Raw genomic sequence first — 20244 nt, 5'->3', positions numbered from 1 at the left:
GGTGAAAACATGGTGAAAAAGCTCGCATGTCCAGCCATGGTGCTGTGCCTTATTACAGGATACTTCGCTGCGGCGCTCCCTCTGTTGATGCCGGGCGCCGAGGCCCACGTGGACCCCCTGGCCTCGCCGGAGGACCCCAGGCAGATATACTCGTTCTTCAACGGCGACGCCGCGAGCGACGTCATCATCGACGGCCAGATCTCGAGGGGCACCTCCCCCGCCACGGAGTGGGACGGGGCGTTCGTGCGCAACATAACCCTCTCGGACTTCGGCTCCCCCGCAAACACGAGATATGCCCAGCTCCTGCTGATGAACGACGACGACTATCTTTATGTCGGACTGGTCTATAAATGCACGAGCTCCTCGTCCAACGACTATGTTACCCTTTACTTCGACGAGGGCGCGGGCGCCACGGCCGGCTACGACGGCCCCCACGACGACAGGCTGACCGATAAAAACGAGAACTTCGTGAAGGTTGCGGGAGCCATCTCGTCCAACAGGAGGTACTGGGACGGATACTACAACTCGTCCGCCGGAGGGTGGGTCTACGACAACAACGACTCGGGGACCGACAAGGGAAGCTGGGACGACTTCGACTACGCCGTGAGCGTCGCGGGGCCCTACTACAACAGGGAGCTCAAAATTCCCCTGAACCCGAAAAACGACTCATCCATCGAGTCGGATCTCAACGTCGCCGGAACGGACGAGCTGGGCTTTTTCCTGGAGGTCTACTTCCACAACGAGGGCAGGATCTACTACTGGGACCGGACCGGCAAGGACCCCGGTAACGTGAGCCTTTACGCGGACCTCCAGCTGGGCGTCGGGGCGCAGGACCGGACGATGTACGCCACCTTCGCCCGCTCCGGCACCCCAACCCTGGACGGGGACATCACCGGCGACTTCGGGTGGGCCGACTGCTACACCCGGAACATAATGCTGACCAACTTCCGGGGAGGGGGAATCTGTGCCACGGTTTTTATCACACAGGACACGGCCGGCTCGAACCTCTACTTCGGCCTCATGGTCCGCGACCCGCAGCCAAGCGACTCGGACTTCCTCAGGATATACTTCGAGCAGGGCAATTCGGGAGACGGCTCGCGAAACGGTCTTCTGGACAACTCATACCCCAACTTTGAGCAGTACTTCGAGGTAACGGGGGGCGGCGCTTTCACGGACGGGCACATCAACACATCAACTTTCGACGCGACGTGGAAATCGGACAGCGGAGCGGACGATGTGGACGGAAACGGGAAGGTGAAGTATGTTAACCTGCCCGGGACAGCCAGTGACAGGTACGAGTTCGAGTTCCTCGTCCCATACAACTCAAGCTCTTCGTACATGGTCGATGCCGATCATGACCTGAGCGTGCAGGGCGCCGCCCTTCTTGGAATGCTCATCCGATTCCATGACGCCGATGCTCCTTCCGGACAGCAGGACTACTGGTGGGACCGGACGGCGAACATGGACCAGCTGAAGACCCAGGAGTATGCGGAGGGGGTCTTCGTGGCGCCCGGGTGGATACTCCTGCAAATGGGGGGGCCCTGGCTCAAGCTTGTTTCACCGACCGAGGGCTCGGTGGTGAAGGGCTCGGGCTACATTTTCAGGGTGGCGGTGGACGACGAGGACTCCGGGACAAACGACGTGACCTCCGTGGCCTTCCAGATATCCGGCCAGTCCACCTGGACGTCCCTGATCCAGCAGACGGGGACCATTTTCTGGGAGAGCTACTGGGACACCACTTCCCTTCCGGACGGGCGCTACGACATCACCGTGGCGGCCCGCGACAACGACGGCATAGTCGTCAGGAGAATCGTGTCGGTCACGGTCGCCAACGGCGACCTGACCGGCGCCCCGCCGACCGGCGTCTCCATTCTCCAGCCGACCGGCGGACCTCTCAGGGGCAGCGTGCTCGTCGCGGCCAGTGCGTCCGGCGCATCGGGCGTGGGCGTCTATGTGGACGACCGCATGGTGGGAACGATGTCGTGGAACTCGGGGACCATGAGATGGGAGTATGTTCTGGACACCACGTGCTTCCGCGACGGTTACCACACCATTCGCGTTACCGCCTTCAACGCCGCCGGCTCCGCCTCCGACGCGGGCCTCTTCGAGTTTGACAACTGGCACCTCAACACCGTCTCGATTTTATCCCCCAGCCCGGGAGCGAACGTCACCAACTCTGGTCTGATGACGTTCATGGTGGACTTCGAGGACGACGACAGCGGCGTCAGAATGGACATCCTCGTTGACGGCGAGTATCTGACGTCGGACTACACCACCGAGGACCTAGGTGCGGGGGACAGGGGTTTCGTCGTCCAGCTCGACCCTACAGTGCTCGGCGACGGGGAGCGCTTCATCAAAGCCGTGGTCTACGACCCCGACGGCAACCCAGTGTCCGACTCGGTTGTCGTGAAGGTGCAGACCCGTCCAAGTCTCGTGGTCATCGGGCCCGGGGAGGGGGACGTGATCGGGGGGGCGACGACCCTCCGGGTGAGCGCCACAGACACCGAGGGAATTCAATCGGTCCAGTACAGCGTCGACGGGGGTGCGTGGTCCCGGCTCAACCCCGACGCGAGCGCGGGCGGCCTCTACACCAGCAGCCTGAATACCAACGCCCTCGCGGACGGCACGCACGCTCTAATTTTCCGGGCCTACGACAACCCTCCGGAGGAGTTCCTGCGCGTCTGCACGGAGGTCTCTGTGAGAGTGCTCGTGGACAACACACCCCCGTCCTCTGTCTCGGTGCTCTCGCCCTGCGACGGCGCCTATCTCGAGGGGCAGCACACCTTCAAGGTAAAGGCCGACGATATCAACGGCATCTCGCGGGTGCGCCTGCAGGTGTCCCTTCCCGAAGGGAGGACGGTGACGGTGGACAGCATGGCCCTCAGCGGGGCAAGCGGATGCTACGAGTACACCCTGGACACAGAGCTCTATGCCGACGGTAACGCGAGCGCCACAGTCACGGCCTGCGACAGGGCGGGCAACACGCGCTCCTCGAGCTGCCAGTTCAGAATCGACAACAACGCCCCGGTCCTCAGGGTCAGCGCGCCGAAGAACGGTGGTATCGTCTCGGGGCTCGTGGATGTCGCCGCCACCATGGACGACGCCTTCCCCGACAGGCTGGAGTTCTCCGTGGACGGGGGCGCGTGGTGCCGGGTCACCGGGGGAGCCGAGTGGGACAGCACGGGCGTGCTCGACGGGAAACACATCCTGAGGGTCAGGGCGACAGACGCCGCGGGCCACGAGACCATCGAGGAGAGGAGCGTGCTGGTTGACAACCAGCCGCCGTCGGTTCCCGCCGTGATCCAGCCTCAGGCCGGAACATACGTCGAGGGCATCGTCGTGCTCAGGGTGGCGGTCTCGGACGCTGTGGGTCTGGCGGAGGTCTGCGCCACGCTCTCTCTCTCCTCCGGAGCCAACCACGCCGTTGAGAGACTCGCACTCAACCATCTCACGGGCTGCCACGAGGCCGCTCTCGACACGCGTGTCTTCCCCGACGGCGAGACGGTGCTCAACATCACTGCCACCGACCTCGCGGGCCATGTCTCCCACTCGATTACGAAGTTCAGAATAGACAACACGGCCTGCAGGCTCGTGGTCATCCATCCGCGCGATGGAGAGGTGGTTTCCGGCGAGCTCAGGTTGCTGGCGGAGGTTTCCGACCTCCATCTGGACAGGACGGAATACAGCGTGGACGGCAACGGCTGGTTCGATGTGAGCTTGCCGCTGAACACAACCGCTCTCATGGACGGCAGGCACAGGCTCGACGTGCGGGCACTGGACTCAGCCGGCCACGAGACATCCGTTTCCCTGACAATCATCGTGGACAACGGCCTCCCAGCCGGCCGCATCCTGCGGCCACTGCCGGGCGAGTTTCTTGAGGGCCGGGTCAGGGTCGAGGCGCTGGCGCAGGACTCGGTCGGCGTGGCGGAGGTGGAGCTGGGTGTCCACAGGCTGGAGGGGGAGAACCTCACGCATGTGCAGAGCGTCACCATGGCCCAAATCAGCGGGGAGCGCTACGAGACCGAGCTCCTCTGCGCCGGGCTGCCCGACTTCACCTACGCCCTCATTCTGAGGGTCACAGACGTGGCCGGGCACGTCGTCCAGACCGCGGCGGTGCCGGTGAGCGTGGACGGCCACGCGCCCGTCCTGAGGGTGCTGAGCCCCGGTGAGGGCGCGGTGGTCTACGGCGAGGTCGCGCTGGAGGCCGAGGTCCGGGACGAGGGTGGAATCTTCCTCGAGCCGACCTGCTACAGCATCGACGGCTCCGCCTGGGTCCCCATCGGGGTGCCCTGGAACACCTTCGTGGTGGCGGACGGTCAGCACACGCTCGCCGTGAGGGCCGCGGACAGCGCGGGCCACGAGACCATCTGGTGCGTGAGCGTCACGGTCGACAACTCGGTGCCCATTGTCACGGTCGCACGGCCGCGCGCGCTCGAGACCGTAGAAGGAGAAATTTTGATTGAGGCGGTGGCGTCCGACGGGGCCGGCATCGCCCGGGTCGAGGTGCTCTTCAACGGCTCGGAGCACTCCTGCGTTTTAGAGGGGGCGCGATGGCGCTGTCCGATATACACCACGGAGCTTCCTGACGGGGAGCATGTGATTGAGGTCCGGGCGCGGGACCTCGCTGGGAGGAGCGCTCTCGTCGTCTTCACGGTCAGGGTCGACAACCGCCCTCCCACCCTCGCGCTCGCATCGCCCCGCATCAACGACTACCTCTGCGGAACGGTGGTGGTGGAGGCGAGCGCTGCGGATGCATTCCTTCAGAAAGTCGAGTACAGCGTCGACGGGCTCCCCTGGAGCGACATCTCCAGGGAGCTCGACACGACACTTCTGGAGGCCGGCAGACACATTTTGAGGGTGAGAGCGCTCGACGCCGCCGGGCATGAGGCGCTCGTGGAGCTCCCTGTATTCGTGGACAACGCGGAGCCGGTCTTCGGTCTCCACTCGCCCGCCGAAGGCGTCTATGTGTCCGGGGAGACCGCCCTGACCATCTGGACGGAGGACGACCTCGGCGTCGTGAGCGTCGAGCTGTCCCTCGGTGACAGGAGCTGGAGGGCCTCCCCGACTCGGACGCCCGGGCGCTGGGAGGCTCTCGTCAACACCGCCCTCCTCGAAGGATACGAGCATAACCTGACCGTTCTTGTCCGCGACCGCGCGGGCAAGACGACCTCGGGAGCCGTCTTGCTCCGGGTCGACAATGTCGCGCCGGCAATCAGGCTCGAGACCCGCACGGAGCTTGTAGGCCGCTGCTCGGTTGTCTTCAGCATCAATGACAGGAACAGGGTTGTGAGCTACGAGTACCGTGTGGACGGAGGGGCCTGGAGGGAGCTGCTCTTCACCCCTTCGAAGGGGAACTACGAGTTCTTATGGAGCACCGGCGTGGCGGACAACGGGGAGCACAGGGTGGATGTGCGCGCGGTGGACGAGCTGGGAAACACGGCGCTGGCGAGCTTCAGGGTCAGGGTCAGCAACCCGGACCTGTCCTGGGTGGTCTATCTGTTGCTTGTGCTGCTCGTGGTGGCGGCCGCGTCCGTGCTGCTGTATCGGAGGAGGACCCGCGCCACGGAGCTGCCCGCTGGCCCGGACGAAGGGCCCGCGCGGCCGTCCCCCCTCCCGCCCCCTGAGGAGGGGAGCGACGGCCACGGGAAGAAGAAGCCCCTCCCGTCGTCCACAGCGGATTCGGACGAGGAAGCCGGGGAGATCGAGCAGGAGAGCTCGATCTCCGGCCTTCCACTTTTCTCAATGAAAAAGGGTGAGAAGGAATATAAGGAATAGAGACCAGTCCAATATGTATATATAATTCTTTGTTCGTCAATGTACCGGAAAGATGAGCAGGAGAATCGGGAGACCGGTAGCCGCGTACCTCGCCCTGCTCTTGACCCTTCCTGGCCTGATTTCGGCCAGCGGCGGTGACCCGGGCGAGGACCCCGGTGTCGGGCCCCGCCTTTGGCTCAGGGCCGGCGCCTTCGACCCCCTCGCCTCGCCCCTAGCGGTCCCTGAAGTTCTCAGACTACCCGATGGCGATACGCAGGGCGTATTCATCGTCCAATTCGACGGCCCGATTACGGAAGGGCGGCGGTCAGTGCTGGAGGAGATGGGCGAGGTTCTGGGGTATATCCCTGACTATGCCCTCGTTCTCAGAACCACGGGCCACTCCCTGCGCGAGCTCCGGGGCCTGCCGGGCGTTCGCTGGGCCGGCGTGTACGAGCCGGGCTACAAGCTCAGCCCCAACATGGACAGGTCCGCGGCCCCGCGACTCAGGAGCGTGAGCCCCTTCCCCGGCGCAGATACCAGAGAGCTCTCGAAAAAAATCGAGACCCTTGGCGCGGTGGTCTGGTTCGCGGACCCCCTGCTCCTCCGCGTTGAGGCGAGCTATGAGCTCGCCGTGAGAATCGCCTTCCTTCCGGAGGTAGAGTGGGTCGAGGACTACAATCCCCCCTCTCCGACCAACTACAACGCCGCACAGATAATCCGGGCCAGGACGACCCCAGACGGAGCCTACGACTGGGGCACATCGTCCCTCTGGCGATACAACCCCGGGACAGGAAAGTTCGAGGGCTACGCCGGGGCCGGCTTTGTCGCCGCCGTCGCCGACACAGGCGTGGACGGCACCCACCCAGCATTCGACGGAAAGAAGGTTGCCTATTACGCCTACGGCTACTCCAACTGGGTCGACTACTACGGCCACGGAACCCACACCGCGGGAAGCGTCTTGGGCAACGGGGCCTACCGGCCGGGCCAGACCGGGACGGTGGGGAGGTACGCGGGAATGGCTCCTCTCGCGGGCCTTGTTGGCCAGCTCGCCTTCTCCCCCCAGACCTCCTACTACTACCTTTGCAGGGACGCCACCGCCTCGGGCGCCGTGGTCTCCTCGAACAGCTGGGGCGGGGGCTCGTGGGGGAGCTACGACTCTAGCTGCGAGAGCTACGACTACCTCGTCAGGGACTCTGATCTCAGCCTCCCGGGGAACCAGTCGATATCCGTCTTCTTCTCAGCCGGCAACGAGGGCGACTATGGAGCAGGGACGGTGGACCCGCCCTCTACGGCAAAGAACGTGGTTTCTGTCGGCGCCACGGACAACTCCAACGGAAACAGCGTGGCGGGCTTCAGCAGCCGCGGCCCCTGCGACGACGGCAGAATCAAACCCGACATAGTGGCCCCGGGAGCGGGCGTGACCTCCTGCAGCGCCGACAGCCGCTACTCGTACGTGAGCATGAGCGGGACGAGCATGTCCTGCCCCATCGCGGCCGGCGCCGCTGTCGTCGTCAACGAGTACTATTGCATCACTCGCGGCTCCCGCCCGAGCCCAGCGATGGTGAAGAATCTGCTCATCAACGGCGCGGACCCGATGAGCGGCCGGAGCTACCCAGACGGCGGTCAGGGCTGGGGCAGGCTCAACCTCGCCCGCTCGCTCCTCAACCAGACCAGCAGGAGAATCTGGACCGAGGACCAGCTCCATCCTATAAGCACGGGGCTCGGGAGGACCTACGCCTTCAACATCACCGGCGCGGGAGAGCTGAAGGTCTCGCTCGTCTGGACGGATGTGCCGGGCACCCCGGGGGCCTCGAGGGCTCTGGTCAACGACTTGGACCTAGTCGTCATTGCCCCCAACGGGACCGTCTACTTCGGGAACAGCTTCGAGAGCAGCTACTCCCGGCCCAACGGCACCGCCGACAGGGTCAACAACGTCGAGGTCGTGAGGATAGCCTCCCCGGCGCAGGGCGGCTGGCTCGCAGGCGTCCGGGGCTACAACGTCCCGCAGGGGCCGCAGGACTACTCCCTCGTGATAGCGGGCCCGATCGGGAATGCCTCGGTAGTTCCGGTTGACGCCGCCGCTTCCAGAATCTCCGTTGCTCCCGAGGACCCGGCGGAGGGTGATTTCGTCAGCTTCTCCGCCGAGGTCTCAAACGTGGGCCTGCTCCCTCTGTCGGGCGTCGCCTGGAGATTCCTCCTCACCGGACCCGACAATGACACGAGCGAGCTCGCCTCCGGAGAGGTGGAAAGCCTCGGTCCGGGCGCGGCCGCCTCCGTCAGTGCAGGCTGGAGCGCCTTGAGGGGCAACTACACCATCAGTCTCGAGGTCGACCCGCTCATGACCCTGTGCGAGAACACTAGGGATAACAACATCGCGATCACACCCTTTTTTGTCCGGGGTTACGGGGTCGAACTTCATTGTGAAGCACCTGAGCTACGCGCGGACCCTGGAGGGAGGGCGAGCTTCGAGCTCGAAGTGCTGAGCACGGGCAACGCCCCTGACACGATATCCCTCTCGCTTGAAGGCGGACTCCCGGAGGGCTGGAGCGCCTCCCTCAGTAGCGAGTCGGTGAACTTGGGCGCCGGCGAGAGAACGAGCGTGAAAGTGGACATCGAAGTTTCCCGGGACGCTCCCGCGTTCGAGAGGGTCTCGATGCGCGCCAGCGCCGTCTCGGGTGGCAACCTCACCCACAGGGCAATGCTCTGGCTCACTGTCGAGGTCAATCAGGTATTCATGATGGAGCTCTTCGCGGCTGGGGAGGAGCGTTGGGTGGAGCCGGGCGGGACCGAGGTCCATAGACTCGAGGTGCGGAATGCCGGCAACGGCCCGGACGAGCCCCTGCTGGCGCTGAGAGGGCTCCCGGACGGATGGGGCGCCACACTCTCGACGGAGCGGCTGAGACTCGCCGCAGGCGAGGCGCAGAACTTCTCCGTCATCGTTTCCGCACCCAGGGGGGCCCGGGCCCTCTCGCAGGCCTCCATCACCGTCAGCTGCTCATATGGCAGGAACGGCACCACCGAGACCGTGGTCACCACCCGCGTTCGCCAGCTCGCGGCCATCGAGCTGGAGCTCGCGGCCAGTAACAACGCGATAAACCCCGGCGGCGAGGGCGAGCTCACGGTGATTGTCAGGAACCGCGGCAATGGCCCCGACGCCATCGCGCTGAGCGCAGAGCTCCCGGAGGGCTGGAGGGGCGAGTGGAGCCGCCCGGTGACGCTGATCGAGCCGGGGGACTACGCCACCGAGAGACTCACTGTGTTTGTGCCGCAGGACGCGCCGGCAGGGCAGATGGAGCTCATGATAGGCGCGGTCTCGGGCGCTGACCCGAACGTCACCGCGGAGCTCGAGGCGAGCGTGCTGGTGAAGCAGTACTACGGGGTTCGCCTCAGCGCACCCGTCAACAAGGAGACGGTCGAGCCCGGCAGCGCGGCGGATTTTGAAGTAGTCGTGGAGAACACGGGGAACGGCGAGGACACCTTTATTCTCGAGGCCGACGAGAGCGCCCTCCCTGGCTGGAGCCTGACAATAAAGCCCTCCCGGATTGTCCTGGGGGCTGGCCAGAACGCCACCATGAGGGTCAGGGCCCGCTCCCCAGCAAACGAGAGCGAGGGTAGCTACGCCCTCGTCGTGACGGCAGTCTCTTGGAATTCCCCCTCTAGCCTCGCCACGCAGAAGCTCAGGATCGAGCTGGTTAAAGCTCCCGCGGAGCCCGCGCCGCCCATCGTGCAGCCGCCCCCGCCGGCCGTCGAAGAGCCTGAGCCTCCAGCGGAGAGCCCCACCGTCAGGTGGCTCTCGAAGAACTGGCCCCTGCTGCTGATAATCGCTATCGCCCTTCTCGCCCTCGCCGTCGCCTTCGCCGGCGCGAGGCGGAGGGCGGGGCTGGATGGGGGGCTGGATGAGGAAGGCATGCTTTATGAGCCGCCTTATGAGCTGGCCGGCCCGGGGGTGGAGAGTGAGGGGGCGGGGAGGGAGGGGACGGGCGGCGGAAGCACAGGGGCGACCGGGACTCCGCCGGCGATGGAGACCGTTTTCCTAGACGTCGAGGAAGATGGAAGGGGCGGAATTCCGGAGCGCGGCGGAGAGGGGCGGGCGGAGGACGGTGCCTGGCGGGTCGCGCCCCACGAGGGCCGCGCTCCTGTCGGCCAAAGTGGGGCGATGGAGGAGCACCTCGGAGAGGAGCCGGAAGCGGTTCGGAGGAGCGAGGACAATATTGGGAGAGAGGGGGCGCGGGCCGATTCGCCGAAGAGGGATGTTGAGAGAGAGATAGACGAGATTCTGGCGAGGCTTGGCGGGGGGCTCAAATAGTAGCGTTTCCGGGCTGGGTCGGGGGCATTACTGGGGTGGGGCCGGGAGGACCTTCCCCTCCTCTGGCTTCTGCTCAGCGGGCTTCCGCAGGGCAACGCGCTTGGGGAAATAAGAGAGAATTACTATATCACCTATCGACTGAACCCATCTATAGGGCACGGCCACGTTCTTCGAATCTTCGACAAGGAGGGGGTTCGTGTCGGTGATGAAGAGCCCGTCGATTCTTGCCTCGGCGATGTCCACAATCACGTTGGCCACGTTTCCAAGGAATATCCCGCCGCTCGTGTAGACCTGCAGCCCTATCATCTCCGAAACTTCCTCGAGCATCTGCCGCACCCCCGGCTTGACCTCGTATCTGTTTTTCTATAATAATAGTTTTCCATATCCGCGATCAGAGCTGTATCTGTATCCCCAGCTTCTCGGTGAGCTCCTTGTATCGGTTCCTAATGGTGACCTCCGTGACGCCCGCCTTGTCCGCCACCTCACGCTGAGTCCTCCTCTCGTTACACAGAATGGACGCAATGTATATCGCGGCCGCCGCCACGCCCGTGGGCCCGCGGCCAGAGGTCAGCTCCTTGTCGTTGGCCTGCTTAAGAATCTCCATCGTCTTCGCCTGGACCTCGCCGCTGAGCTTGAGCTCGGAGCAGAAGCGCGATATGTAATCCTCTGGGCTCGTCGGCATGAGCTTGAGCCGCAGCTCTCGAGTCATGAAGCGGTAGGTCCTCCCTATCTCCTTCCTCCCCACGCGCGATGTGCTGGCGATCTCGTCGAGGGTCCGGGGGACCGAGCACTGCCTGCAGGCGCCGTAGAGCGAGGCTGCCACGACCCCCTCGATGCTCCTCCCACGAATCAGGTTCTTGTTCACCGCCTTTCTGTATATCAGCGCCGCAGTCTCGCGCACGTTGCGCGGCAGGCCCATGCTCGAAGCCATTCTGTCGAGCTCGCTCAGGGCGAAGGCGAGGTTGCGCTCCGTGGCGTTGCTCACTCTTATCCTCCGCTGCCACTTCCTGAGCCTGTAGAGTTGGGCCCGGTTTCTGGTCGGTATGGATTTGCCGTATGAGTCCTTGTTCTTCCAGCCGATCTCAGTGGAGAGGCCCTTGTCGTGGATTGTGAAGGTCATCGGAGCTCCCGTCCGAGCTCGCTTCTCGCCCTGTTCGGCGTCGAACGCCCTCCACTCGGGCCCTTGGTCAATGAATTGGTCGTCGAGCACTAGGCCGCACTCTTCGCAGACCAGCTCACCCCTCTCGTAGTCCCTCACCAGGTGGGCGCTGTTGCACTCGGGGCACCTGTGTATCTCGTCGGTCTCGGCCAGCTCCTTCTTCTTCGACACCGCCTTCTTCTCTCTCTCAGTTGACATAGACATCCTTTCCGATCAGCCTGAGCAGGGTCTGGCCCGGGGAGCGCGCCGGCTTAATGGCGACATAAGGTGCATGGACGGGCCCGAGGAGGGCGGCCACTGTCCCTATCACCCTGAGTTCTCGGTCTACTACATGAGAGCCCAGCTCGGGCGCCCAGTTGGCGCGCACGATGAGGCGCCCCGTGTGAGAAACTGTGAGAACGCGTCCCAGGGCCTTCACAGCAACTCCCTGCCGGTCTGACCAGGGCTTATCTGGATTGTCATATATATAACTTTCTATATATTTAAGTAATGAAATCTCATCTATAAATAAAATTTACCGGAATGATATTATATAAGGGATGGGAAAGGCTCTCAGGGAGGAGTGTCATAAGATCGCGCCGCGCGCCGCGGCACCACACACCCAACCGAAAACTATTTATATAAGCACTGACAATAGGTAGATAACAAAAAGTTAACAACCGGGGTGGTGTTGATGACGATATGGAGGCGCAAGGAAAGAAAGGGAGAGAGGCCGGGAGAGAGGGCGGACGACTGGGAGAGGGACCCGTTCGAGGACCCATTCTTCAGCTTCAGGGAGGACTTCTTCAGGGACTTCGACGAGCAGCTAATGAGAATTCGGGCCTACATGAATGCCATGATGGAGAAGGCCCTGCACGGGGAGCTCGGTCCCGAGCACTCGGGCGGTCCGTACGTCTACGGCTGGAGCATGAGGGTTGGCCCCGACGGCGTGCCGCATATCCAGACCTTCGGAAACGTCAGGCCGGGGGCGATACCGCACAGGATGCTCGCTGGAGGGGAGGGCGGCGCTTGCCCTGCGGGGACCTTCATGGGGCCGGGGGTGCGCGAGCCGCTGACCGATGTATGTGAGGACGAGAAGAGCGTCACCATCACGGCCGAGATGCCGGGCATTGAGAAGAACGACATCGAGCTCGAGACGGGCGAGGACTTCATGGTGATAAAAGTCGAGAAAGGCCCGAGAAGGTACTACAAGGAGATTCGCCTCCCCGCACGAGTTCTTCCCGACACCGCGAAAGCGAAGTACAATAACGGTGTGCTGGACATAACCGTCCAGAAGGCCGAGGCAGGGAAGAAGGGCACGAAGGTCAAAATCGAGTGAGAGCGCCGGCCCCGCCCGCGGTCCGCGGAGCGGAGTCGGATTCTCGCAAGACGCTGGACTATCCGGTGGAGAGTGAGGAGGTTTGACTATGTCGGAGAGCGACAAGAAGGAGGATGGAGTGGTTACGCTCAAGGTCGCGGAGGCGAAGCCGCGGGACGCGGGCCGGGGCATTGTCAGGCTCGACCCACAAGTTGCGTCCCAGATGGGCCTGTCGAGCGGGGACGTGGTGCTGGTGGAGGGTAAGAGGAGGACCGCGGCCCTATGCTGGCCCGGCTACCCGGAGGACGCGGGGAGCAGGATAATAAGAATGGACGGCTCCCTCCGGCGAAACGCCGGGGCGGGCATAGACGAGAAGGTCAAGGTCAGGCGGACCCAGGCGAAGAACGCCGAGAAGGTTGTTTTCGCGCCCACCGAGCCCCTGAAGATAATGGGTGGAGAGGAATACCTCTCGCAGGTGCTCGAGGGAAGGGTCGTGACTAGGGGCGACACGGTCGAGCTCAACGTGATGGGCAGGAAGCTCGAGCTCGTCATCGTGAGCATGGCCCCCTCGGCCGAGGCGCTGCTCATCGGCGTCCAGACAAGGATAACCGTTAGCGACAAGCCCGCGAAGGAGGTCATGTCGATTCCGAGGGTGACCTACGAGGACATTGGGGGCTTAGGCAACGAGATGAAGAAGATTCGGGAGATGATCGAGCTCCCGCTAAGACACCCGGAGCTCTTCGAGAGGCTCGGGGTCGAGGCTCCGAAGGGCGTCCTGCTCCACGGCCCGCCGGGCACTGGCAAAACCCTCCTAGCGAAGGCAGTGGCGGGTGAGACCAGCGCGAATTTCATCACCCTATCCGGCCCGGAGATCATGAGCAAGTACTACGGCCAGTCCGAGGAGAACCTCAGGGAGATATTCAAGCAGGCTCAGGAGAACGCCCCCAGCATCATCTTCATTGACGAGATCGACAGCATAGCGCCGAAGAGGGACGAGGTCAGCGGCGAGGTCGAGAGGAGGGTTGTGGCGCAGCTGCTCGCCCTGATGGACGGTCTCGAGTCGAGGGGAAAGGTCGTGGTCATCGGGGCAACGAACAGGCCCAACGCGCTCGACCCCGCGCTGCGGAGGCCGGGCAGGTTCGACAGGGAGATCGAAATCGGCATCCCGGACAGGAACGGCAGGCTCGAGATTTTGCAGATACACACCAGGGGGATGCCCCTGTCCAAGGACGTCGACCTCCCCCGGCTCGCTGACATGACCCACGGATACGCTGGCGCGGACCTGGCCGCGCTCTGCAAGGAGGCCGCGATGAGGTCGCTGCGGAGGGTGATGCCGGACATCGACCTGGAGATGGCCGAGATTCCTGCGGAGGTCCTGAACAAGCTCTCGGTCGAGTGGAACGACTTCCTCGACGCCTTCAGGGAGATGTCGCCCTCCACGCTCAGGGAGGTGCTGGTCGAGAGCCCGAACGTGAAGTGGTCGGACATCGGCGGCCTCGAGGAGGCGAAGCAGGAGCTGATTGAGTCCGTCGAGTGGCCGCTGAAGTACGGGCCCCTCTTCTCCCACATGGACGCGAGGCCACCGAAGGGAATTCTCCTCCACGGCCCGCCTGGGACCGGGAAGACGCTTCTGGCGAAGGCGGTCGCGACCGAGAGCGAGGCGAACTTCATCAGCATCAAGGGCCCCGAGTTCCTCTCCAAATGGGTCGGGGAGAGCGAGAGGGCGGTCCGGGAGACCTTCAGGAAGGCGAGGCAGGCCGCGCCCTGCGTGGTCTTCCTCGACGAGCTCGACGCAATCGCGCCCACGAGGGGTAGCAGCTTCGGCGACTCCCACGTCACCGAGAGGGTGATTAGCCAGTTGCTGACTGAGCTCGACGGGCTGGTCCAGCTCACCGGTGTGACGGTCATCGCCGCGACCAACCGGCCCGACATCGTCGACCCCGCGCTGCTCAGGCCCGGGCGCTTCGACAGGCACATCTACATCCCTCCCCCGGACAGAGAGGCGAGGAGGAAGATTCTGGAGGTCCACACCCGCAACAAGCCGCTGGCCAAGGACGTGAATCTGGACGAACTCGCCAAGAGGACCGAGGGCTTCACGGGCGCTGATCTAGCGGCTCTAGTGAACGATGCCGTGATGCTATCGATACGCGAGCACATCAGGGCCGGCGGGAAGCTCGACAAGGACTCGCTCTCGAAGGCCATGGTGACGAGGGCCCACTTCGAACAGGCGCTGAAGAAAGCCCGGCCGATGAAGGCCTCGGAGCTGGAACGATTCGTTGGAATCTCCCGCAGCTTCCAGCCCGAGGTGGGGAGGGTCTAGACCGGAAAAAGCACATCTACCTGCAGCGCGATTACCCATCATGAGCGGTAATAGCGTCTGCCCCCTCGACTTCAGGTACGGCTCTGAGGAGATGAAGCGCCTCTTCACTGAAGAGGCGAGGCTCGGGACTCTCCTGAAGGTCGAGGCTGCGCTCGCGCTCGCAGAAGCGGAGGCGGGCCTGATTCCGCGCGAGGACGCGGAGAGAATTGCGTCCACGGTCTTCCGGAACGAGGTCTCGCTGGAGAGGGTCAGGGAGCTCGAGAAGGAGACTAGGCACGACGTGATGGCCGTCACCCTTGCGCTCGCAGAGCGCTGTGGTCCATCGGGGAGGTTCGTGCACTACGGGGCCACATCCTACGACATAGTTGACACGGCCCTCGCGCTGCAACTCGGGGAGGCCCTAGACATCATCAGGTCCGACCTAATATCCCTGAGAGACGCACTGCTCGAGCAGGCCGTGAGGCACAAGGGGACCGTTATGCTCGGCCGGACTCACGGCCAATCGGCCCTCCCGACGACCTTCGGCCTGAAGCTAGCAGTTTTTGTATCGGAGTTCGGGAGGCACATCGAGAGGCTGGACCAGGCCAGGCCAAGGATATGCACGGGCAAGATGAGCGGTGCCGTGGGCACGGGCGCGGGTTTCGGGTCCCGGGCTCTGGAGATTCAGCGCAATGTGATGCGGCGGCTCGGCCTCGGAATCCCGGAGGCGACGAACCAGATTCTCCAGCGCGACAGGCACGCCGAGTTCGTCCTCCTCCTCGCGAGTATCTCGACCTCTGTGGAGAAGCTCGCGACCGAGCTCAGGCTGCTCCAGAGGAGCGAGGTGGACGAGGTCCGCGAGCCATTTGAGGAAGCCTCGCAGGTCGGGAGCTCCACGATGGCCCAGAAGCGCAACCCGATCGTCTCTGAGAACGCCTGCGGGCTCGCTCGCGTCGTGCGCTCTCTCGTGATTCCGGCCCTGGAGAGCAACGTGCTCTGGCACGAGAGGGACCTGACCAACTCCTCGGCAGAGAGGATACTCATTCCCCACGCTGCGATTCTGACGGACCACATCCTCCGGAACATGACCAGCGTGGTCAGGGGAATGGAGGTCAGAACGGAGAAGATGAGGGCGAACCTAGAGGCTGCGGGCAGGGAGATAATGGCGGAGCCGGTGATGCTTGCCCTGATCGCGAAGGGAATGGACAGGGGCGAGGCCCACGGCCTCGTCAGGAGGATAAGCCTGAGGACCTCCTCGGGTAGGGAGGATTTCGGGAAGGCCATGATGGGGGAGCCTGAGATTCGCCGGCTTCTAACCCCGGAGGAGCTGGAGCGCATGCTCGCTCCCTCGGCCTACATCGGTGCGGCGGTGGAAATTGTAGAGGCGCTAGCGGCCCGGGTCAGGGGTGGGACGGGCGCTGGCTCGAACCCCAGATCCTCGACGAGAACGGGGGGACGACAACGTGGAAGGAAGGGGACCGGGCGGCGCACTTGAAGCACTTGAAGTGTATTGGAGGTTCCCATGCTCACTCCCGGTAGGGGCGGTTAAAGCGGCGAGAAAGGGGTAGGAGCCGGCGGAAGAGCCCGGGGGTTGATGGAGGGGCTGAATATATGTGCTTACATATATGTGCTTAAATTAGATATAACTCGTAAACGGGTTTATGCCTGGAACTTTGCGAGGTGGTCAGCACGGGGGAAAGGAGGATAGCGGACAGGGCCGCCCTAGGCACTCCGGCCCCTGCAATCCCGGCGGTGCTTCTAGCCGCCCTCATAATCATACCGACCACTCTTGCCACTCTTACAGCCGTCGCTGCCGCCGAGGCGCCGCCCCAGCGTCCCGCCAACACCTCCGCGACTCCTGTCCCCGCCGGCTACCGCCACAGACCCTCAATTGAATTCTTCACTGGCCTGAGCTGCCCGTCCTGCATGGGCGGCCCGCACCCAGACATGGAGAGAATCTGGGAGGAGGGTGGCTACGACCCGGAGCAGGCGTTCACCTACGTCGTCTTCCACGAGCTCAACGGTGGCGGCGTGGACGATCTGAACAGCGAGGAGGCTACGGAGAGGATGCGACACTACCAGCCGGGAATCTCCGGAACGCCCGACGCCGAGTTCGACGGGGGCTACATCGAGCTCGGTGGAATGTACGGCGGGACGCTGAACTATCAGACCGCGAAGCAGGCGATTAAGGACTGCGAGGCCCGTGCCTCGGCCTCCCTGAACCCCCTCCACCCGATTCAGTCCCTGCGCAGCGGCTTCAAGTACGTGAGGCTGGGCGTGAGGCAGCTCTTCGACGGGACCGGCTTCGCGGTGATGGTCAGGGCGGAGTATTTGGGCACGAGCGCGCTCATCGAGACGAAGGCCCTGAACGGCATCCTCTATGTTTTCATGGTCGAGGACAACGTCACCGCGTTCAGCAAGGTCGAGGGGAAGAGCGTTCTTAACCACAATGTATTCAGAGGCTACGCGATCAAAGGGGAGTCCTTCACATTGAGACCGGGCGAGAGCAGGGATTTCACCGGAAGGTGGGAGGTTCCCAAGAACCTGAAGGTTCCCGTGAAGCCGGGCGACGTCAGCGCAGTCGCTGTGGTCTACGACGCAGACGACACATCCTCGGAGAGCGGGAACCAGGGCAACCCCAACCGCGTGCCAAGAGCGGTCCAGTCCGCCACCCCACTCTCGACCGCCTACGACGAGCAGAACGACCTTCCGGTGGCGAGGGGGCTCAGACTGAGCGCGTCGGGAGGAGGGGTGATTCTCACGGCCGAGCTAGACGACGCGGACGGAATCGCAGCCGGCTATGTCCTCTACAACACGGAGGGCTCAAACGCGACGAACTGGTCGATCGCCTCCCTCAATCTGACGGGCGAGGAGTGCAGCGGCGGCACCTGCGCGGCCTACAAGAATGCGCGCGGGACAGCCTTCCTGAAAGCCTCCCCGGCCGAGAATTTCTTCATCGTTCTCCTGCTCTATGACGGGAACGGGACGCAGGGCCGGGTCGAGCTCGCCAACCTCACTGCCGCCGGGGCCGGGCCGGGCGCTGGGGGTGGAGGAGGCTTGCAATGGATGGCGGGGGGCTCGGTGCTCCTGCTTGCGGTCGCCGCGGTTTTCTTCTTCTGGAAAAAAGGGTTGCTCGCACCCCGCAGCGGACGCCAGAAAACCTAGTGGCTCAGCCCACTCTCCTGGCCGCGCCAAGGGCAATGCGGGAGGGCCGGGGGCCCTTATCCCAACGCGAATTCTTCCATCTCACCCGGAATCACAGGCCTCCTTTTACTGCGTTGGTCTTCCGCCTCCCAGAGAACCTCTTCGAGAAAAGGAATGCCAAGTTCCTCCTTCCGTCAGCCCAGGAGCGCAGCTTGACCTCGCCGAGGCGCGGCCTGTACGCAATCGGCACCTCTCTCACCCTGAGGCCCTTTTTCACGGCCTCGATTTTGATTTCTTCTGAGAAGGCCATCCCATCGCTGGTCAGCTCGAGTTTTTCAAGGACGGAGCGCCTGAAGACCCACATTCCGCTCTGGGAGTCCCTGAGGCCGGTCCTAAAGAGAAGGTTCATGAAAGTTGTAAGAATCCAGTTCCCCAGCCTGTGCTTGGCCGACATCGCGCCCTTCTCCAGCCTGCTGAGACGGTCGCAAGTGATGAAGTCCAGATTCTCCCTCCGGAGCGTACCGACGAGCCGCGGTATCTCCTCCGCTGGGTAGGTCCCGTCCGCGTCGAGGGTCACGATGACATCCCCCTGGGCATGCTCGAAACCGGTTTTGTAAGCCCTCCCGTAGCCCCGCCTCGGCTCCTGAATCACCCTCGCGCCCTTCTCCATCGCGATCTCACGCGTCCTGTCGGTCGAGTTTGTGTCCACGACCAGAACCTCGATGTCGGGCCCCGGGAAGCCCGGGATGGAGTCGAGTACCCTAGCTATCCCCTCCTCCTCGTTGATTGTCGGGATGATGACCGTGACCTCGGGAGCTCTCCCCTGCGGGCCGGCTTTGAGCGAGCCCTCGCACCCGGTTTCGCTCCCACCAGCCGCTGACTTCTCAGGCAACTCTGGCGCGAAAGGGGCCTGGGGAGATAATATTAACTGTCAGCCGCGCGCGGGATATCTTTTTATCCACCCTCCCCGATTATCGCGCGGTGAGGGCTTGAAGAAAGACCTTCTCTCAATGGTGGACCTCAGGGACGAGGTGCCCCTGCTCCTAGAGATGGCGACGAATGTGAAGGAATGGCACAGAACCGGCCACCCCTACGAGCCACTCAGGGGCAAAACAATCGCGATGATTTTCGAGAAGCCCAGCACGCGCACCCGCGTCTCTTTCGAGACCGGGATGACCCAGCTCGGGGGGCACGCGATATACCTGAGCCCCAAGGACATGCAGATGGGGAGGGGCGAGACGATTGCGGACACCGCGCGCACGCTCAGCCGCTACGTCGACGCCATCGTCTACAGGGCCTTTGACCATAAGACTGTGCGGGAGCTCGCGAGGCACGCCACTGTCCCAGTCATCAACGCCCTGGACAACAGGGAGCACCCCTGCCAGATAATGTCGGACCTGCTGACCATAAAGGAGCACAAGGGGGCCTTCGAGAAGCTCAGGCTCTGCTACGTCGGCGATGGAAACAATGTGTGCAATTCGCTGCTGTTAGGAGCGGCCATCACAGGAATGAGCATGAGGGCGGCCTGCCCAAGGGGGTACTGGCCCGACAGGGAGCTGCACGAGTACGCCCTGCACATAGCTAAAGAGACCGGATGCGACATTGAGGTGGTCGTCGACCCACGCGAGGCCGCGCAGGAGGCCGACATCCTGTACACGGACGTCTGGGTCTCGATGGGCGAGGAAGAGAAGAGGAGGGAGAAAGAGGAGGCCCTCCTCCCCTACCAACTCAACGCCGGCCTCCTAGCCTACGCGAAGAGTAACGCAATAGTCATGCATTGTCTTCCCGCTCACCGGGGGATGGAGATAACGGACGATGTTATTGATGGCCCGCAGAGCGTGGTCTTCGACCAAGCCGAGAACAGGCTGCACATGCAGAAGGCCATACTCGCTAGACTCATCGGCTGAGGGGCGGAAGGGCGGTGCCCGCTCCGTTGTTACCAGAGGAGGCCATGTACAGGAAGCGAATGCGGCCCGCGGGAAGAGATTCCCCCAGAACCGGCATTAATAACCGGCATTAATGCATTAATTGAGTTCCCGCGCAGGTACCCCCATTTCCTATGGAAACGACAGCCCAGTTAGTCGGCCTTTAGACTCCATCCGCTCTATAATAGAGCGCTAGAATCGCATTTTATGAGAATCTGCCGTAGAATTTCCAGAATCGCTCAGTGCTTGCGCTGGGCCTCTGCTCTGACTGGAGCGGGAGAACCCGCTATGTACGTATTCTCAGGGGCTTGAGTATGCCCAGAACCGTCTCCAGCTTCAGAACGAACTCCCCGGTATCCA

At 63.3% G+C, this 20244-nt stretch carries 11 protein-coding genes; 7 read left to right on the top strand and 4 right to left on the bottom strand.

The window, feature by feature from the left end; all coding sequences use genetic code 11:
- Nucleotides 1-9: 9 nt before the first annotated feature.
- On the top strand, nt 10-5775 hold the full coding sequence (locus tag QW379_08280; protein ID MEM2870398.1) for an Ig-like domain-containing protein: 5766 nt from the start codon (nt 10-12) through the stop codon (nt 5773-5775).
- A 52-nt stretch (nt 5776-5827) separates the two neighbouring features.
- Nucleotides 5828-10060 carry a S8 family serine peptidase gene (locus QW379_08275; GenBank protein MEM2870397.1) on the top strand — a complete coding sequence of 1411 codons (4233 nt, stop codon included), beginning with the start codon at nt 5828-5830 and terminating at the stop codon, nt 10058-10060.
- A gap of 27 nt (nt 10061-10087) precedes the next feature.
- Here QW379_08275 and QW379_08270 read toward each other — a convergent pair whose 3' ends face one another.
- The 3 genes from QW379_08270 to QW379_08260 all read right to left on the bottom strand — a co-directional run bounded on the left by QW379_08270 (nt 10088) and on the right by QW379_08260 (nt 11637).
- Nucleotides 10088-10387 carry a PRC-barrel domain-containing protein gene (locus tag QW379_08270; GenBank protein ID MEM2870396.1) on the bottom strand — a complete coding sequence of 100 codons (300 nt, stop codon included), beginning with the start codon at nt 10385-10387 and terminating at the stop codon, nt 10088-10090.
- A gap of 64 nt (nt 10388-10451) precedes the next feature.
- Nucleotides 10452-11417 carry a transcription initiation factor IIB gene (locus QW379_08265; protein ID MEM2870395.1) on the bottom strand — a complete coding sequence of 322 codons (966 nt, stop codon included), beginning with the start codon at nt 11415-11417 and terminating at the stop codon, nt 10452-10454.
- Entirely contained in the window at nt 11407-11637 is a 231-nt protein-coding gene (locus QW379_08260) for a Gar1/Naf1 family protein (protein ID MEM2870394.1), read from the bottom strand. Before QW379_08260 ends, QW379_08265 begins: the two co-directional genes overlap by 11 nt.
- A 255-nt stretch (nt 11638-11892) precedes the next feature.
- On the opposite strand from QW379_08260, the gene hsp20 reads away from it, so the two are divergent.
- The 4 genes from hsp20 to QW379_08240 all read left to right on the top strand — a co-directional run bounded on the left by hsp20 (nt 11893) and on the right by QW379_08240 (nt 17980).
- Nucleotides 11893-12537 (top strand): archaeal heat shock protein Hsp20, encoded by a 645-nt coding sequence (gene hsp20, locus QW379_08255; protein MEM2870393.1) that lies wholly within the window; start codon nt 11893-11895, stop codon nt 12535-12537.
- A gap of 88 nt (nt 12538-12625) precedes the next feature.
- Entirely contained in the window at nt 12626-14836 is a 2211-nt protein-coding gene (locus tag QW379_08250) for a CDC48 family AAA ATPase (GenBank protein MEM2870392.1), read from the top strand.
- A 40-nt stretch (nt 14837-14876) separates the two neighbouring features.
- Nucleotides 14877-16310, top strand: a complete 1434-nt coding sequence (gene purB / locus QW379_08245) for an adenylosuccinate lyase (GenBank protein ID MEM2870391.1) — start codon at nt 14877-14879, stop codon at nt 16308-16310.
- Between the two features lie 185 nt (nt 16311-16495).
- Entirely contained in the window at nt 16496-17980 is a 1485-nt protein-coding gene (locus QW379_08240; GenBank protein MEM2870390.1) for a hypothetical protein, read from the top strand.
- 91 nt (nt 17981-18071) lie between these two features.
- Here the strand turns inward: QW379_08240 and QW379_08235 are convergent, their stop codons facing one another.
- Nucleotides 18072-18851: a glycosyltransferase family 2 protein gene (locus QW379_08235; protein MEM2870389.1), complete on the bottom strand. Its 780-nt coding sequence runs from the start codon at nt 18849-18851 to the stop codon at nt 18072-18074.
- Nucleotides 18852-18948: 97 nt separating this feature from the next.
- Here QW379_08235 and argF point away from each other — a divergent pair, with 97 nt between their 5' ends.
- Nucleotides 18949-19866: an ornithine carbamoyltransferase gene (gene argF, locus QW379_08230; protein MEM2870388.1), complete on the top strand. Its 918-nt coding sequence runs from the start codon at nt 18949-18951 to the stop codon at nt 19864-19866.
- The last annotated feature ends 378 nt before the right edge of the window (nt 19867-20244 follow it).

Source organism: Thermoplasmata archaeon, assembly GCA_038851035.1.
GTDB lineage: Archaea > Thermoplasmatota > DTKX01 > VGTL01 > VGTL01 > JAWCLH01.
This window is presented reverse-complemented; position numbering and strand designations above follow the sequence as displayed.

What these genes read in the sequence shown, in the direction of transcription:
- QW379_08280 (MEM2870398.1), top strand. Translation starts at nt 10, where the DNA reads ATGGTGAAAAAGCTCGCATGTCCAGCCATGGTGCTGTGCCTTATTACA.
- QW379_08275 (MEM2870397.1), top strand. Translation starts at nt 5,828, where the DNA reads ATGAGCAGGAGAATCGGGAGACCGGTAGCCGCGTACCTCGCCCTGCTC.
- QW379_08270 (MEM2870396.1), bottom strand. Translation starts at nt 10,387, where the DNA reads ATGCTCGAGGAAGTTTCGGAGATGATAGGGCTGCAGGTCTACACGAGC.
- QW379_08265 (MEM2870395.1), bottom strand. Translation starts at nt 11,417, where the DNA reads ATGTCAACTGAGAGAGAGAAGAAGGCGGTGTCGAAGAAGAAGGAGCTG.
- hsp20 (MEM2870393.1), top strand. Translation starts at nt 11,893, where the DNA reads ATGACGATATGGAGGCGCAAGGAAAGAAAGGGAGAGAGGCCGGGAGAG.
- QW379_08250 (MEM2870392.1), top strand. Translation starts at nt 12,626, where the DNA reads ATGTCGGAGAGCGACAAGAAGGAGGATGGAGTGGTTACGCTCAAGGTC.
- purB (MEM2870391.1), top strand. Translation starts at nt 14,877, where the DNA reads ATGAGCGGTAATAGCGTCTGCCCCCTCGACTTCAGGTACGGCTCTGAG.